The 17,435-nt window shown below is 46.3% G+C and carries 13 protein-coding genes; 8 read left to right on the plus strand and 5 right to left on the minus strand.

Annotated features, from left to right (window positions below):
- The first annotated feature begins 3 nt into the window (after positions 1-3).
- On the plus strand, positions 4-1,845 hold the full coding sequence (locus LRP49_RS16170; RefSeq protein ID WP_274143346.1) for a bifunctional protein-serine/threonine kinase/phosphatase: 1,842 nt from the start codon (positions 4-6) through the stop codon (positions 1,843-1,845).
- A gap of 17 nt (positions 1,846-1,862) precedes the next feature.
- Here LRP49_RS16170 and LRP49_RS16175 read toward each other — a convergent pair whose 3' ends face one another.
- Positions 1,863-2,489: a LysE family translocator gene (locus LRP49_RS16175; protein ID WP_274143347.1), complete on the minus strand. Its 627-nt coding sequence runs from the start codon at positions 2,487-2,489 to the stop codon at positions 1,863-1,865.
- A 160-nt stretch (positions 2,490-2,649) separates the two neighbouring features.
- Between LRP49_RS16175 and LRP49_RS16180 the strand changes: the two genes are divergently transcribed.
- Positions 2,650-3,084 (plus strand): VOC family protein, encoded by a 435-nt coding sequence (locus LRP49_RS16180; protein ID WP_274143348.1) that lies wholly within the window; start codon positions 2,650-2,652, stop codon positions 3,082-3,084.
- Positions 3,085-3,088: 4 nt separating this feature from the next.
- On the opposite strand, the gene LRP49_RS16185 is transcribed toward LRP49_RS16180, so the two are convergent.
- Both LRP49_RS16185 and LRP49_RS16190 read right to left on the minus strand, forming a co-directional pair.
- Positions 3,089-3,433 carry a thioredoxin family protein gene (locus LRP49_RS16185; RefSeq protein ID WP_274143349.1) on the minus strand — a complete coding sequence of 115 codons (345 nt, stop codon included), beginning with the start codon at positions 3,431-3,433 and terminating at the stop codon, positions 3,089-3,091.
- Positions 3,434-3,467: 34 nt separating this feature from the next.
- Positions 3,468-3,839 (minus strand): hypothetical protein, encoded by a 372-nt coding sequence (locus LRP49_RS16190; protein ID WP_274143350.1) that lies wholly within the window; start codon positions 3,837-3,839, stop codon positions 3,468-3,470.
- 269 nt (positions 3,840-4,108) lie between these two features.
- On the opposite strand from LRP49_RS16190, the gene LRP49_RS16195 reads away from it, so the two are divergent.
- From LRP49_RS16195 to LRP49_RS16215, 5 genes are all read left to right on the plus strand, one after another.
- A complete protein-coding gene (locus LRP49_RS16195; RefSeq protein WP_274143351.1) occupies positions 4,109-4,612 on the plus strand; it encodes a M48 metallopeptidase family protein in 504 nt (167 codons plus the stop codon).
- 203 nt (positions 4,613-4,815) lie between these two features.
- Positions 4,816-6,183 (plus strand): MATE family efflux transporter, encoded by a 1,368-nt coding sequence (locus LRP49_RS16200; protein WP_274143352.1) that lies wholly within the window; start codon positions 4,816-4,818, stop codon positions 6,181-6,183.
- Positions 6,184-6,838: 655 nt separating this feature from the next.
- Entirely contained in the window at positions 6,839-8,641 is a 1,803-nt protein-coding gene (locus LRP49_RS16205) for a calcium-binding protein (protein ID WP_274143353.1), read from the plus strand.
- 470 nt (positions 8,642-9,111) lie between these two features.
- A complete protein-coding gene (locus LRP49_RS16210; RefSeq protein WP_274143354.1) occupies positions 9,112-11,883 on the plus strand; it encodes a DUF4114 domain-containing protein in 2,772 nt (923 codons plus the stop codon).
- Positions 11,884-12,199: 316 nt separating this feature from the next.
- Complete coding sequence (locus LRP49_RS16215) at positions 12,200-14,974, plus strand: calcium-binding protein (RefSeq protein ID WP_274143355.1); 2,775 nt, start codon at positions 12,200-12,202, stop codon at positions 14,972-14,974.
- Positions 14,975-15,029: 55 nt separating this feature from the next.
- Here the strand turns inward: LRP49_RS16215 and LRP49_RS16220 are convergent, their stop codons facing one another.
- On the minus strand, positions 15,030-15,623 hold the full coding sequence (locus LRP49_RS16220; protein ID WP_274143356.1) for a GNAT family N-acetyltransferase: 594 nt from the start codon (positions 15,621-15,623) through the stop codon (positions 15,030-15,032).
- A gap of 165 nt (positions 15,624-15,788) precedes the next feature.
- On the opposite strand from LRP49_RS16220, the gene LRP49_RS16225 reads away from it, so the two are divergent.
- Positions 15,789-16,355: a DNA-3-methyladenine glycosylase I gene (locus tag LRP49_RS16225; protein ID WP_274143357.1), complete on the plus strand. Its 567-nt coding sequence runs from the start codon at positions 15,789-15,791 to the stop codon at positions 16,353-16,355.
- Between the two features lie 36 nt (positions 16,356-16,391).
- Here LRP49_RS16225 and LRP49_RS16230 read toward each other — a convergent pair whose 3' ends face one another.
- The gene (locus tag LRP49_RS16230) at positions 16,392-17,315 is read right to left on the minus strand and encodes a DMT family transporter (RefSeq protein WP_274143358.1); all 924 of its coding nucleotides are present in this window, start codon (positions 17,313-17,315) and stop codon (positions 16,392-16,394) included.
- Positions 17,316-17,435 lie beyond the last annotated feature (120 nt).

Consider the following 17,435-nt stretch of genomic DNA (forward strand, 5'->3'; position numbering starts at 1 on the left):
CGGATGAAGCCAGAAAATCTCTCTACATCGGCGTTGAGTGCAACGCCGAACACATCCACTGGGGAGCAATACCATGTTGCTTCCCAGCTTGTCGTTCATGCTGGCGGGTATTCCATTGCGGGTATGAAGTCACCCAATCAAGATGCCTTTGCTGTCTGTATTCCGAAGAAAACGCATGTGCTCAAACACAAGGGCGTCGTTGCTGCTATTGCAGATGGTGTGAGCTCCAGCAATGTCAGTCAGAAAGCCAGCGAAATGAGCGTAACGGAGTTTATCAACGACTACCTAGATACACCGGCGACGTGGAAGACACGAGATGCGGCGGGAAAGGTACTGCGCTCGCTTAATCAATGGCTTTATCATCACGGGCAGCATGCAGGCAGTGCGTCGAATGCGATGGTCGCTGCCTTCGGCGCAGTTGTGATTAAGTCCAATACTGCGCACCTTTTTCATGCAGGTGATTGTCGGGTCTACCTTTTCCGGCAGCATGTTCTAAAACAAATTACAGAAGATCATCGTCGTTATACCCACAAGGAAACACATTACCTTACGCGTGCATTAGGAATCGACAGCCATCTGAACGTGGATTATCAATCTGTTGGCATCGAAGCAGGTGACTGGCTGTTGATGACAACCGATGGCATTCATGATGCCTTGTCGTTAGAGGCGCTAACGTCGCTTCTTAATGAAGCAATAGCCCAAACCAAAGCCAAGCCCGCGAAGCACCAAGGCGAAGCCAAGGCCGATCTCGAGGCGATATCACGCGCCTTAACGGATGCCGCCCTTGACGCAGGCAGTGATGACAACATCACTTGTCTTTTGATGTCCATTGACAATGTTCCGCCCCCGACACTGGATGAAGCATTGCACGATATCGACGGGCGAAGGATCCCCTCGGTATTGAAAGAAGGTCAGCAGATTGATCACTACCGCATTGCCAGAGTGATACACAGTGGCAGTCGCAGTCATATTTACCTAGCGAGAAGCGAGTTAGACGGTAAGCAGTATGTACTTAAAATGCCATCACAGAACTTTGCCGATGATCCGGTTTATCTCTCTGGCTTTGTACAAGAAGGGTGGATAGGTGAGCAGATAAAACAACGCGGGGTGATGAAAATACATCCTAGATCGCGTCACTCACCATTTCTCTACCACGTTTGTGACTATGTCGATGGGGTAACGCTCAGGCAGTGGATGTTAGATAATCCAAGACCCACACTGACCGAAGTTCGGACGCTGGCAAAAGGCACAATTCGCGCGATGCGCGTGCTCCAACGCATGTCTGTTGTACACCGCGATATCAAACCTGACAACCTGATGGTGGACAAGGATCTGAATGTTACGCTCATCGACTATGGCACGGCGCAGGCAGGAGGCATGGGAGAATTAGCAGGTCAACGTGAAGAATCTTATGTGGTTGGCGACCTAAACTATGCGGCACCTGAGTATTTGAAAGGGAATGCAGCAAACACCGAATCTGATGTATTTTCGCTTGGTGTCTCAATTTATGAGGTGCTAACAGGGCACTTACCTTGCAAGGAGGTCAATGCGTCGAATCCCAATGCTTCCGCGCGAGGGGATTATGTTCCCGCGACCGTTTACCGACCTGATATCCCAGATTGGTTTGATGTTGCTTTGAAAAAGGCCTGTCATCCCATCCCTTCTGCGCGCTATAAAGTGCTGTCTGAATTCGAGCAAGATTTAAAGAAACCGCCAGTGGGCTTCAAAACGCACCAGCAAAGCCTTCCACTTATCGAGAAGGACCCACTGACGTTTTGGAAAGGACTCAGTGCACTTTTGTTTGTGTTGGTACTGGTGCTTGCGGGGTTATTGGTGTCTCGCTAGCGTCGACGAGCGTCCTGTTAACGTTGTGCTGTAAGGGCAAGTGCGAGTCCTGCACCTAAAAATGTTGTTCCGAATGTTCTCGGTAACCATCGAGATGCAATTACGGTTTTTGAACGAGTAATCAGTTTCACTCCCCAATATCCATAGGCACTTAGGCAAGTAATAGAGCAGGTAATAAATGTCATCACCAAGAGAGAAAATTGGGGCAAGAGTGGTTGGTCAATCGTCAAAAACTGAGGGAAAAGGGCAGTGGTAAACACAATCGCTTTCGGATTGGTTAACGCAACCAGTATACCTTGCAGGTAAAAATGACGGCGTTTACTGGCCTTGCGTGTGTCGACATCATCAAGGGATATTTCCATCCCATTGCGCCAGATCTTAATGCCAAGGTACATCAGGTATAACGCCCCCAAGGTTTTTATCACCATGAAAGCAGTCGCTGAGCTCAGCACCAGTGCACTCAAGCCCAATACAGAGAAACTCGACATAATAAAAAGCCCAGTGACATTCCCGGCGATGGTGAACATTGAGTGCTTCCATCCGGCGCGCAGTGAGTGTGTCATCACTAGCAAAATGGCGGGGCCCGGCGAAGCAGCCGCAAGAAAAGCGATGGTTAAAAATGCAAGCCAAGTTTCAATGCTCATCAGGACTTCCCATAATATAAATGCCCGAGAATTTAACCTAACGTGAAAGCAATGATGGAACAATGGTTTGTCGGGATGTTTATCGAATTTAGGGCAACGAGCGTTCAGTTCGTTTCTAAAATGACACTAAAAGGATTGAATTAACGAGAAGGAATAATTTATGGCACTGACCCCATTTCATGTTGCAATCCCTGTCCGTCACCTTGAAGAATCGCGCCGTTTCTATACCGATGTACTTAATTGCAAAGAGGGGAGAAGCAGCAATGAATGGGTCGACTTTGACTTGTATGGTCATCAGCTCGTCATTCATTACGATCCGAATATCGGTGAAACCAATACACTTAATCTTCACCACAATGCTGTCGATACCAAAGCCGTACCTGTGCCGCACATTGGTGTTGTGTTAGAAATGGAAGATTGGCAGTTACTCGCAAACAGGTTGAAGGACAAAGGTATTAAGTTTGTCATTGAGCCTTACGTTCGATTCGCGGGCGAGCCTGGGGAACAGGCAACCCTGTTTTTTCTCGACCCCACAGGCAATGCCCTCGAATTTAAATCTTTCAAGGACATTGAAGGGCAATTGTTTGCGAAATAGTGCTTCAGCGTAAATTCATGTGAGAGAGAAGTTCAGCGACTTCTGTTGTATGAATAGGGCGGACGACACGGTCGACCTCTAAGCCATCACGAAGCAAAATGAGTGTCGGCCAAAGTTTAACTTTGAATGCACGCCCAAGTGGCTTGCCCTTTCCATCAAACACTTTAACGTGTGGGAGCGAATACGTTGATAAGGCTTCCTCTACCGCAGGCTGCGCGGCTTGGCAATGCCCGCACCAAGGAGCACCAAATTCAACGACCGCAAAGCCTTTAAGATCACTGACTTCTTCAAACGAAGGTGCATCTTCATCGTATTCGGGGTTGAATCCTTGCTTTGTCGCACGTGTCAAAGTAGCACCTCCGTGTGGGTACGAATACAGAGAGTTACGTCCAGCGTTTTATGGCGTCAGCCGTATCACTGGGGTTTGTATTAAAACAAATCGTAGCTTGCGGTGCGGCTTTGTGCACTGCATTGACAAGTTTTTCGAATACCAGAAAGTGGTCATCATCTCGTCTCACGCCAGCGCCAATCAGCACACAATCATAGGGTTGACCCACTAACGCTGAGGTCGCGGCATCGTAGGCTGTTTCTCCATCTCGAATATAATGCAGATCGACGGAGTAGCCCAAATCTAACAGTCTGTCTCGGTCACCTTCTAACGCTGCACGAAGCTTTTCTGCTGTCATGCCGGGCCACTTGTCATAATTCACTACGTCGGGGTGCCAGCCAAATAAGGCCACCTTTATTGTGCTCATGTTGTTCTCCCTTTTTAACTGTTTGGCCTAAGCAATCAGAAGCGGATAGCGTTAAATTGCTTAGATATTATTATTTTAGCAATGCCTTTAATAACTATGTGTCTGATGTTTAAGCCAATACAGGACAAAGTGAGCGTGACTTTGTCGCGGTTGAAGCGTGGCAAGTCGCTATGAATAAAGCGATGAGATCGGCTGATCTGTCATGGAGAGTGACGAATGCAAGGGGATACTGATAGCATACTCGCTTCGTTATATATTGAAGAAATCCGATGCACCCTTCACTTCGCTATCTTGGTGGCTATCCAGAGCACTTACTAGAGCAGGTAAACCGCCTTGTTGAAACGGGTAAGCTTGGGGAATGGCTGAAAAAGCGATATCCAACCAACCACAACATTACCTCTGAAAAGGCCCTTTACGATTATGTCATGGGGTTTAAAAACCAGTACCTTAAAAAATCATCACCGATTAGCAAGGTCGCTTACGACGGGAAAATTCATGTCGTAAACAATGCGCTAGGTTTGCATAGCTTCGTATCTCGTGTTCACGGAGGGAAGCTCAAAGCGAAAAATGAAATTCGTATCGCTTCAATGTTTAAAGAAGCCCCAGAACCTTTCTTACGCATGCTGGTGGTTCACGAATTGGCACACCTAAAAGAAAAAGATCACAACAAAGCGTTTTATCAGCTTTGCTGTCATATGGAACCGGATTACCACCAATTGGAATTTGATACACGGCTGTATCTAATTCACCTTGAAACATCAAAATGCGCATAAGCGTCTATTTATTGAGCACCCGAGTGGGTGCTTTTTTGTGCATGTCGCTATAAACCTTCAATTTATAGAACATTTCTCTGAATGAGACGTTTGTCGAATGGAATTCACATAAATTACATGTGATTACACTTGGTATTCGTTACCTGTTTTCCTTATTGTAAACAAATTACTTTATTAAGTGAGAGTCATTACAAGGAGGCTAAATGGCAGAAAGTACCTATTCTTATTTCCTCCGGCGAGTGTTTGTTCTCGGCTTGCCGCTTGTTCTTCAAAGCCTATTATTCAGTAGCGCGGGGTTCTTGGATAACCTCATGGTTAGCCAGCTAGGGACGCAAGAAGTGGCAGCGTCGAGCATCGGAGCACGCGTTTTTTGGTTTGTCGGGATCTTTATTTGGGGCATGGGCACGGGCATGGGTGTGCTGCTCGCACAGTACTGGGGAGCGAAAGACGAACAGGGTTATCGCCGTAACTTTGCACTTGGAGCCTCAATTTCTACGTTCGCTTCAACGCTTGTTTTCCTTTGTGTGTGGCTTTTCCCCTCTGTTATCCCAGCCATGTTCAACACAGAAGGCAGAACCGCGGAATTAGCGACCAATTATCTGCAAATTGTAAGCATCGCGATGCTGTTTGCAGGCCCAGCCATCTCAATGGATGCAGCTCTGCGCGCGATAGGCAAAACCAAGGTGACGCTTTACATGTCTATCGCCGAGATAGGAACCAATGTCGCGTTGAGCTTCATCCTTATCTTTGGCTATTTCGGCGCGCCAGCACTAGGTTTAACCGGGGCGGCATATGGTACCGTCGCTGCACGTATGCTTCGCGTCGTTATATCGCTGCTGGTTATTCAACTGTCTAACCCAGTGTTAATTCTCAGGGCTCGGGACTTTTCGTTCAGACGCAGCACGCTTGCTAAGTATTTCAATATTACGGCTCCAATTATTGCAGGAAGCTTAATTTGGAGCGGCGGAATTTTTACGTATCAGCTCATCATGGGGCGAATGGGCGAAACAGAATTGGCGACGATGGCAATCATCTCAGCCCTTGAAGCAATGTCGCTTTGTGTGGCGTCTGGCTTATCTGGTGCCACATCTATTGTGGTGGGCAATGCCCTTGGTGCCAACAAACTGACTATCAGTGAAAAGTATGCACGATACGCATTAAGAACCGCGTTGATGGTAGGTATTGGCTGTGCGGGTGTGATACTGGCATTGCAGACGACAATCCTGTCGATCTATAGCGAGGTGAGCATTGAAGTCTTAGAGTTGGCTGCGTTGTGCTTCCCCGTATTGGCGATTAGTACCATCACCAGAAACATCAATATTACGCTCATCGTTGGTGTTTTGAGGGCGGGTGGTGACGCGAAGTTCTGCATGAATATGGATATTGTCTGCCAGTGGGTCTGGGCGGTGCCAATGACGGCACTGGCTGCAATGTATTTCGGCCTTCCTCTTCCACTGGTCTTCTTGATGATGGTGTCTGAAGAAATCGTCAAACTGGTTCCAACCATCAAGCGCGTTTTTGGGAATAAATGGGTGAACAATTTAACGGTTGATAAGCCCGCAAATGCATAGTTAACCGTAGGTGATTAATGTCTAAAAAAGTGTGAGCTAATATACTCACACTTTTTTATTAATTCATGTTTTCAGACAGACTTTCATTAGTGATACATATTCTCAATATTTTATTTAATTTACATATACGGTTAAATTTGTGATTAGTGTTTTTCAATAATGGCAAAAGTTTTGGTCCTATTCTGGCAATGGTATTCATAGTAAATCCATCAATGGTTTGATAGGAATTACTTCTTCAGTATGACTTTCGGCTTAACCTGTTGTTTGAGGTTTGCTTTACACCCTGTCTCGATTTAAAACACCTGCACTCACTCTTGATTTTCACCATGTGAAAAGAAAGCACAATGCATTTTTCCGATGGGTTTTCGGGTGTTGCGTACGATAAGTGGTTGCCGTGTCGCTTCGTTCATGTGGGAGGGATGAGAATCAACGCGAGTATTCGAGGAGATGGCTTTGGTTGTTTCATTCGTTTTCTGATATTGCGTTTATGTTGACTTCAACGCTAATACGCATATTGCTTTAGTCAGCAAATAATCGAGCTAGCTAATTTAATAAATTAGAAAGTGAAAATAGAAAACAAAGCCTCAAACAACATGAAAAACTCAAGGTGCCATGTGTGACTCTTGGGTAATAAAAACTTAGAAGGCCTTAAGTTATGATTAAGTTGTTGAACACACTTGCATGGATAGTTGCATTATCCATCGCGCTATTTATTAGCAATTTCGCAATGGCAGAAGAAGATACCAAACCCAAAGGATGTATTGTTAGTTTAGAAACGGGAGCTGAATATTGTTTACCAGTCGGACAACGTTCTGGATACTCACTACCTAGTTGGATTCGATCTCATGAAGTGCGTGTTCAAGCTGAGCAAGGTGCGGCGGTCATGCTGTCGGATTGGGACAACCTTTCTTACAACCGTTTGGCGGTTTTCTCGGGAACGACGACCAACAGTGAACTGACCAACGTTAAAGCATACAACGGCCAATATTTAGATTTCTCTGCTCCTCGTTCTATGCGTGTGGTCGCAAGCAATGACATTCTGGGTTGTATTGTCAGCTTGCAGACAGGCGACAAATATTGTTTGCCTGTGGGTAAGCGCTCGGGCTATTCGTTGCCAAGTTGGATCAAATCTCACGAAGTTTATGTACAGGCCTCTGAAGGTGCAGCAGTGATGCTGTCTGACTGGGATAACTTGTCTTACAATCGCCTCGCGGTATTCTCTGGTACGACTGAAAACCGCAAGATGACGGACGTAAAAGCGTATAACGGCCAGTATTTAGATTTCTCTGCGCCTCGTTCAATGCGTGTGGTTGCCGATAGTAAACCACTGGGTTGTATTGTCAGCTTGGAAACTGGCGCGAGATATTGTCTGCCGGTGGGTCAGCGTTCTAGCTACTCACTGCCAAGCTGGATTCGTGCTCACGAAGTGTATGTCGAGCCGTCTGAAGGCACTGCTGTGATGTTGTCAGATTGGGATAACCTGTCTTACAACCGTTTAGCGGTATTCAATTGTGTCACGCCGAACAAACAGCTTGAAAATGTGCGAGCGTATAACGGTCGTAACCTAGATTTCTCTTCGCCACGTTCAATGCGCGTAGTGAAAGGAATCTCTGTTGGTGACCAAGTTATCAAGGGTACTGCGGGTGATGATGTACTCCATGGCTGCTCAGGCAATGACGTCATCACTGGCTTCAATGGCAATGACGTAATTTATGGCGGTGGTGGTAATGACACCATTAATGGCAGCAACGGCGATGATGAGTTGCATGGCGGTTCTGGCGACGACAAGTTGTTTGGTGCGGGCGGTAACGATTCACTGTATGGCGATGAAGGTAACGACATCCTGCAAGCAGGCTATGAAGACGATATTGTGATGGATGGTGGTAAAGGACTGGATATCTACATTGGTAGTGAAGGCAATGACACCATGTATTTCGATCAAGAAGATTTCTCTGATGAGTCATTCTTGACGGCGAAAGGCAATATTTACACGGGTGACCGTGGCTTCGACAAAGTCGTTGCTTCTGGCGACGCCAATATCGACTTTTCTGGCAAGTCTTACTTTGCGAGTGGCGTTGTACCGGGTGCGAAGCCTATGTCGCAAATCGAAGCGGTTGTAGCCGGTGATGGTGACCAAGTGGTTACGGTGAACGCCAATGCGATTTATGCGCAGTCTGATAATTTCCAAACTACCACGAACGTTGATCCAGGCGATTGGGATGGATTTGTCGCGCACCTAGGTGAAGGCTCTGATACGTTGAACGTTGATGCGGGCATCTGGAGCTATGATGCAAACGCATCCGCCTCAGTGGCTATTTCAACGGCAATGATTCACTTTATGGGGTTGAGCTTTGATCAGGTTACAGAACTTCGAGCCTACGTATTCACCTACGCAGATAAGAAGATCACCGTTTGGACGGACGCTGAGACTATTCAAGTGAACGGTAATAACCTGTAAATAGACAAGAACACCTAATAAGAAATTGTAACCTTGATTCAGCCTCCATACTTGGGGGCTGTTCTTTTCTGTGTTAGTGCTGGTTCGAAGATTGGCGAGCGAACAAATCGCGAATAGTCAGTGAGTGTTGCAACGGAAACGTAATTGATAAGGTTTTTGTCGGTGTCCTGCTATTTACGTTCCTGTCTCACCAGTTTCATTCTTTCTTCATGCTTAAACTAGTCCCCCTTTCATTTTAAACAAAGGCGAAATTAGTTCTCTTACCTGATTTTAAAATGAACCTGTCACCCAGCGGTTGAGTACCCGTGTCTTATCTATAAAACTCATGTCACACCAAACGCCAGACAAGTGTCAAGCATCTCATTTATAAGCATTCAATTGTGTAAGGCGTGTGCAGTTTGAGAATCCGACAGCGTTTCCCAAATCTGGTGTTGTTATAAGAATTAACCCTATGGATGAGGATTTTTGGTATGGCGGTTATTAACGGAAGTGGCTCTGTAGACTTTTTGTACGGTGCAGACGGCGAAAGTGAAAACTTACTGATGAATGGCGACTTTGACGCTTGGGGCGACGACGCCTCTGATAAGTGGGGCCTATTTCATGATCATCAAGTCGCTGGCTGGTACACACCTGGAAGCATGAAGATTGAATTGCAGCAGGGAGACTTCGGAGGCACACCAACTAACTCGTCATCCAATACAGTGCTTGAACTGGATTCAACGGGAAACACTTGGGTTCAACAAGATGTTGATGTCGCGAACTTAACAGATGCAGGGGATGCTTCGCTCACACTTTCTTTTGATTATGCTAACCGATATAAAGGTGACAACCACGCGACCAGCCAATTTGTCGTGAAGGTAATGGATAATCAAGGAAAGGTGCTTTACTCCAAGTATTTTGATAATACCCAGTCAAACGAAAGCTATCACAATTTTGAGGTTGACTTCACCGTCCCTGAAGGCACTACGGGTGTGACGCTTCGCTTCGAAGGTAAAGGCGCATCAGATAGCTACGGCGCGTTGATCGATAACGTGTCCTTGACTAACTCTACGTCGGGCAGTTTAGACGACACGATTAACGGTTTTGAAGGCAATGATTACATAGACGGTGGTCAGGGTAATGATACGTTGTTTGGTGGTGAAGGGAACGACACTATTAAAGGCGGAGAGGGCGATGACACTATCTATGGAAACAAAGGATTCGGTGCTGGAGAGCGTGAGCTTATGGTCAATGGCGGCTTTGAAAGCAGCTATGGAGATGACACCAGCAATCAGTGGGGATTGTTCCATGACCATCAGGTAACAGGATGGTATACGCCAGGTACCAATTTAATCGAGTTGCAGCAAGGCACGTTTGGTGGAACGCCGCAAAACTCAGTTGGCAATACTGTTCTAGAACTTGATAGCCACAGAAACACCTGGGTACAGCAAGACGTAGATGTGTCGGGTCTGGCGTCTGATGGTGATGTGATTCTGGATCTCTCTTTTGATTATGCGAACCGTTATCGAGGCACTGACACGGCGACCAGCCAATTTGAAGTGAAAGTGTTCGACCAAAATGGGAAAGTGATCTATTCCAAGTATTTTGACAATACGCAAGCGAATGACCACTACGAGTCATTTACAACAGAAGTGGTTTTACCTCAAGGCGTTGATTATCTGACTGTCCGCTTTGAAGCGGAAGGTCGTTCTGACAGCTACGGTGCCTTGATAGACAATGTGTCGCTAAAGCAAAAAGTGAATGTGGAAGATGATAACGACACTATCTATGGTGGTGCGGGCAATGACACTATTTATGGTGAGCACGGCGATGACACCATTTATGGCGGTGACGGTGATGACACCATTTATGGTGGCGTTGAAGCGAGTAAATCATTTGAATTGAACCACGAAAATGGCGCAACGGTTTACACGTTGCAAGGTGAAGACACAGTCACGATTTCTGTCAGCGACTTCACTCATAGCGCTGCTTACAACAATAGCATCGGTTATTACGTGGTAGACGAAAACGGCAATATTGTTCGTGCAGCAGTCATTGCAGACAACGTTAAATCTATTTCTGACCTGAGCGTAGATATCGATGTTTCTGGTGGCGTGTCGTTTGGAATGTTCTTGATCCCAGACGGAGACCGCAAAGGCTTTGATGTCGGCTCTGTAAATCTCAATCTGTCCGGCACTGCTTCAACCATTAGCCAAGGTTCCTCAAGCTCTGTGGTGTATGTGTCTAATGCTGCGGAAAACGGCGATGGCAAGGATCACGAAAAAGTAGATGGGGATACCTCCAAGTGGGAAGACCTTTGGAATCTGGGTGACAACGATTTTAACGACACCACGTTTACTATCACGGTTGAGCAACAAAAACTGTATTCCGACAATGACACGATTGATGGTGGAAACGGAAATGACTTCATCCACTCAGGAGATGGTCAAGATGTCGTTCATGGTGGTGAAGGTAACGACCATATTAATGGTGGTAAAGGTGATGACGTTTTATACGGCGATGCCGGTAATGACGTAATCAATGGTGGTGAAGGTAGCGATACACTTTATGGTGGCGACGGCGATGATACGCTGATTGGTGCTGGTGGTGATGATGCACTTTATGGTGGTGCGGGTAACGACATACTGAAAGCCGGGTATGATGACGACTATGTGATGGATGGTGGGACTGGTGTTGATATCTACATCGGCAGCGAAGGCAATGACACCATGTATTTTGACAACGAAGATTTCTCCAATGCGGGCCTGTTGAACTCTCGTGGCAACATTTATGTTGGTGATCGTGGTTTCGACAAACTAATTGCCAACGGTGATGCAAATATCGACTTTACGGGCCACTCTCATCATGCCGCAGGCGTGGTGGTGAACAGTAAAGCAATTGCGCAGGTTGAAGCCGTGATTGGCGACAGCGGTGATCAAGATATAACCATCAATGCCTATGCAATTCAGGCGCAATCTGATCAGTTCCAGATGACCACTAACGTAGACCCAGGTGATTGGGATGCATTTGTCGCTTACCTGGGTGAAGGCGATGACTCTTTTAACCTGATTGGCAAGTCGTGGAGCTACAATGCAGATGCCGAACCACAGGAAGAGTTGTCTGCAGAGATGATTGCTTTTATGGGATTAACTGATGCGCAGGTAAATGAGTTGGATGCTTACGTATTTGAAAACGCATCGGGCTCCATCACCATTTGGACGGATGCCGACCATATTACCTATGATGGAAACGATATTTTCTAATTAGTTTTACGCTCTGAACCGAAAGCCCGGCATTTTGTCGGGCTTTTTCGTCGTATACCTAAAAGGTATTTCATCAAATGCTAATAAAGAATGACGTACGGATTAATCTTATTGGCTTAGTTTAGTCTGAACATGTGTCTTCTTCGTTGTACCAGCCTGTCTAGTAGTTAACGATTTGCTAATGTGCGCAGACCCCTATGGGATGAAATGGGGTAAGGCTTAACGCTCTCGCCAATAAGGGAGGAAGCTTTACTACGTACCATTTCTCTCAGCTTAAGGGAGCGCGTTGTACATAACAAACAACGAGGACAATGGTATGGCTATAATTAATGGTACTGGGAGTGTCGATACACTCTATGGTGATATTGAAGAGAGCAATAATCTTCTAATCAATGGCGATTTCGAAGCATGGGGAGACAATAGTTCAAACAAATGGGGGCTATTTGCCGATCATCAAGTAGCAGGATGGTATACGCCAGGCAGTAATTACATAGAGCTTCAACAGGGAAGCTTTGGCGGCACACCCGCAAACCCAACCTCAAACACCGTTCTTGAACTGGATTCACACCGAAACACGTGGGTGCAGCAAGACGTCGATGTCACCTCTCTTACTGAATCAGATGATGCAACTCTTAACCTCTCATTTGATTATGCCAATCGATATAAAGGCTCCGATCAGTCGACAAGCCAGTTTGAAGTAAAAGTGCTAGATAATGAAGGCAATGTTCTTTACAGCAAATACTTCGACAACACCCAATCCAATGATAGTTACGTGAACTTTGATATTGACATTGTTGTACCCGAAGGGACAACGGGCATCTCTTTGCGTTTTGAGGCCAAAGGTACGTCCGATAGCTATGGTGCATTGATTGACAATGTGTCCTTAACGTCTGCTTCTGTGGGAGATGTTGACGACACCATTAACGGTTTTGAAAGTGATGACTTCATTGATGGCCTGACTGGTAACGACACCTTATATGGCGGAAATGGCAACGATGAAGTCCACGGAAGTGAAGGCGATGATGTTATTTATGGTAACGATGGTGTCTGGGGAAATGGTGGTCGCGAACTGCTAATCAACAGCGATTTTGAGGACTACGGTAATAACACGACGAACCATTGGAGCCTGTTGCATGATCATCAAGTCACGGGTTGGTATACACCGGGAACAAACAAAATTGAGCTGCAACAAGGGACATTTGGTGGAACACCCACCAATGATGTTACGAATACGGTGCTGGAATTAGACAGCCATACAAATACATGGGTCCAGCAAGACGTAGACATCACAGGCTTGGCACAGAATGACGATCTGGTTTTAACACTGTCTTTTGATCACGCAAACCGTTATCGAGGATCGGATACTGCCACCAGCCAGTTCGAAGTAAAAGTGTTTGATCAGCAAGGTAACGTGATTTATTCAAAGTTCTTTGATAATACACAAGCCAATGATCACTATGTGTCTTTCAGTTCGGATGTAGTTGTACCGCAGGGCAGCGATTTCATTACCTTACGTTTCGAAGGGGAAGGTAAAGCGGACTCGTACGGTGCGCTGATCGACAACGTCTCACTACAGCAGAAAGCAAACTGTGAAGGGGATGACGACATGCTATACGGTGGTACCGGTAACGATACCATCTATGGTGAGCATGGTGATGATTATATAGAAGGCAACGAAGGCAACGATACCATTTATGGTGGTGTTGAATTGGTGGAGTCGTTGGCATTACGACATGAAGATGATGCCACCATTTATCAGCTTGAAGGCGATGGAAAAGTCACCATTGAACTGAGTGAATTCACCCATAGTGCAGCGTATAACAACAGTATCGGTTACTACGTCACAGACGAAAATGGCAATATTGTTCGTGCAGTTGTTATTGCTGACAACGTCAAGAACGTCACTGATCTTTCAATGGAACTCGACATTTCTGGGGGGTCATCGTTTGGCTTGTTTCTCATCCCTGATGGTGACCGGAAAGGATTCGATGTAGGCGATGTGACGATTGATCTTTCAGGTTCCTCATCGACGGTTTCTCAAGGTTCCGCTAACTCCGTTGTTCACGTCGCCAATGAAGCAGAAAACGGCGATGGTCACGACCATGAAACCGTCATCGGAGATCGTTCAAGTTGGGAAGACCTTTGGCAACTTGGTGACAATGACTTCAATGATACGGCGTTCAATGTCATCGTCGTGCAGGAAAAAAACTATACCGACAACGACACCATCAACGGTGGGACGGGTGAAGATTGGATCCATGGTGGTGACGGTCAGGACATCATCCACGGCAACGAGGATGACGATACGATTCTCGGGGGTGTTGGTGATGACATTCTTTACGGTGATGAAGGTAACGACGTGCTCAACGGCAATGCGGGTGATGACATTCTCTATGGCGGTGATGGCGACGATATCCTTTATGGTGCCAGTGGGAATGATTCACTCTATGGGGGGGCCGGCAATGATTTCCTTCAGGCAGGTTTTGAAGACGACATCATTATGGATGGGGGCACGGGTGTAGATATTTATGTGGGCAGTGAAGGTAATGACATCATGTATTTCGATGAAGAGGATTTCTCGGATACAGCGATTCTTACGTCACGCAATAACATGTATGTTGGTGACCGTGGCTTCGATAAGTTGATTGTTGAGGGCGACGAAAACATTGATTTTTCAGGGTCAACACGTTTACCACCGGAAGATCTGACGATTAGCAAGGCGATTGCACAGGTAGAAGCAGTGATTGCGAATGAAGGTAATCAAACGGTGACGATAAACGCCCATGCGATAGTCGAACAGTCAGACGGTTTCCAAACAACAACAAACGTTGATCCGGGAGACTGGAATGGTTTTGTTGCGTATTTAGGAGCGGGTGACGATACGTTCAATCTTGAGGCGGTTAACTGGACATACAATGCGACATCCACCCCGACAGCAGAACTCAGTGCAGACATGATTGCCTTTATGGGCCTCAGTGGTGCGCAAGTGGGTGAGCTACAAGCATATGTGTTCGACCACGACGTCTTCGATTCCATTACCATTTGGACCGATGCAGAGAACGTCCAAATGGATGGCTCTGATCTCTTTTAGGTCAAACAAAACCCGCAGAGATGCGGGTTTTTCAGCATGAACAATAACAACTGAGTTAAAAGCGTTTATTGGCTGAATACTGTTCTTTTGTTATTCCATAAAGTAGACGGTCATCCTTACCACGGGCTGTGTTGAAGTAATCGTGCTGGCAACCTTCTTTGACTAGCCCGGCCTTTTCCATTGTTTTGTAAGAACCAACGTTTGAACGGTAGCAATCCGCCGTCACCTTGTGCGCGCCAAGTTCTTCAAATGCCAATGCTAGAAGGAATTCGCAACCACGGCTTGCTAAACCTCTGCCCCAAGCGTGCTCGGCGAACTGAAAGCCGACTTCATAATTGCCGGTCAAAAACATGACTGAAGGCAGGCCGCACATGCCCATATATTTGCCATCGTTATCGCGAATGATCACCGTGATAGTTTCTGGCCACTCGTTGTTTGCGATGGCGACTTTGGTGCCTTCAATGATAGGCCCGAAATAACCGCGATACATGTCTTCTGGCGCAGGCGCAAAAAATAGGTACTCGGTTACGTTAGGGTTTTGCAACATTTCGATGATGTCATCGAGATCGCCATCTGAAATCAATGCGATGGTGTAGCCGTCTTTCAGCGAAACAGCATGACCTTGTTTAAACGTGTCGAAGGTAGGCATGGAAGGTATTCTTCATTGTTTATTTGTCGACAAGATATAGTGGAATCTTCGCTAAACAAAGGAATCTTTTGCGATCTCACATTTGAAATAGTATGGCTTTGCCAAATGCCATTAACATGTATATATATACAGTAATGAGTTTCTGGTTTAAGAAGAGGAGTCAACATGGAACGCTGCAAGTGGGCGAACGTCAGTGAGTTAGACCAACAATACCATGATGAAGAATGGGGCGTGCCCGTTCATGATGATCAGCAGTTGTTTGAAATGCTCATTCTTGAAGGCGCACAGGCAGGGTTGAGTTGGACCACTATTTTGAAAAAGCGCGAAGGCTACCGAGAGGCGTTCGAGCATTTTGATATTGAAACCGTGGCGGCCTATGGGGAAGATAAAATCGCTGAACTTCTCGAAAACCCAGCGATTGTGAGAAATAAGCTAAAGGTAAATGGCACGGTCACGAATGCGAAGCTGGTCATTGAGCTACAAAAAGAACATGGCAGTTTCGACAAGTACATTTGGCAGTTTGTGGGTGGTAAACCCATTGTCAATCACTGGGAAACCATGGCGGATATTCCTACTTCAACGCCAGAATCAGACGCGATGAGCAAAGCACTGAAAAAACTCGGCTTCAAATTTGTTGGAACAACCATTTGTTATGCGTACATGCAAGCGACAGGCATGGTGAACGATCATCTCAAGACCTGTTTCCGCTATGGTGTGGATGTGGGGCAATGAGAGAGAAAGAAGAAGCGGGGATAACCCGCTTTTTCATCAACGTCGTTTTTCAGACTTTCGGTTGATTTTCACAACCGCATACACAACCAATGCCATTCCAAGGGCATGCCAAAGCGTAAATGCTTCATCTAACAGCGTAATCGCGAACACTGCGGTTACCACTGGGCCAATATTGCTCGTGAGGCTAAGCGTCGAAGCCGTCAATCGTGCCATGGATGCAGCCACGAAATACGAGGGCAGAACCGTGCAGAAGATGCCCAGACCTATACCTAAAGTAATGAGCTCTAGTGACATGGCGGAAAACTGCGCGCCTTGCCATTGGTGCTGCATCATAATCACCATAGCAGCACTGCCCATACCAACACTGGTAAAAAGCTGGGCACCAATCTTCCCGATGACTTTTTTGCTCAACACTAGGTAAATCGCAAAGACAAGTGCCGACGCGACTGCGAGAGCACTGCCTAACCAGACTTGAGAGCCAAACGACTGGAAGTCGTGCATCACGATCATTGTTACGCCGACATATCCCAGAAATATTGAGCTAAAGGTGCCTTTCTTTGGCGTTTCTTTCAGAAAGATCCAAGAAATAATCACCACAAACGACGGGAACAAAAAGATCAGTAATCGTTCAAGTTGTGCAGAAATGTATTCCAGCGCCACGATATCCAGTAGTGAGGCAAAGTAATACCCAAGTATCCCAACAGCCGCAGCTTGCAGACCAAACTGCTTCACTTTGCTTCTTTCTCCGGGATCTCGGCATAGCCAGAGTAATATCGCCAGATAAACAGGAAGTGAGGATACAGCACGTAAGCTCATGATTGACGTTGCATCGCCGCCAAGCGCATACGCCAATTTGATAAGTACGGGTTTCATGGAAAATAGGGCGGTGCCAATCAGCGCATAGATAATGCCTTGGCGATATTGAGAGGTTGGATGATCAGTGACGGCGGCGTCGTTCATAACTCACTTCCTTGATGTTTTGGCTCAATGCTTTTTGTGTTGAGCTGGGTGAAAACAAGGCTGTGAGTGAAACGACATCCGGCTGTTCTACTCACAGCCGGATACAGATATCTCTACCGA

Origin of the sequence: Enterovibrio qingdaonensis (genome assembly GCF_028683135.1) — a bacterium.
GTDB classification, from domain to species: domain Bacteria; phylum Pseudomonadota; class Gammaproteobacteria; order Enterobacterales; family Vibrionaceae; genus Enterovibrio; species Enterovibrio qingdaonensis.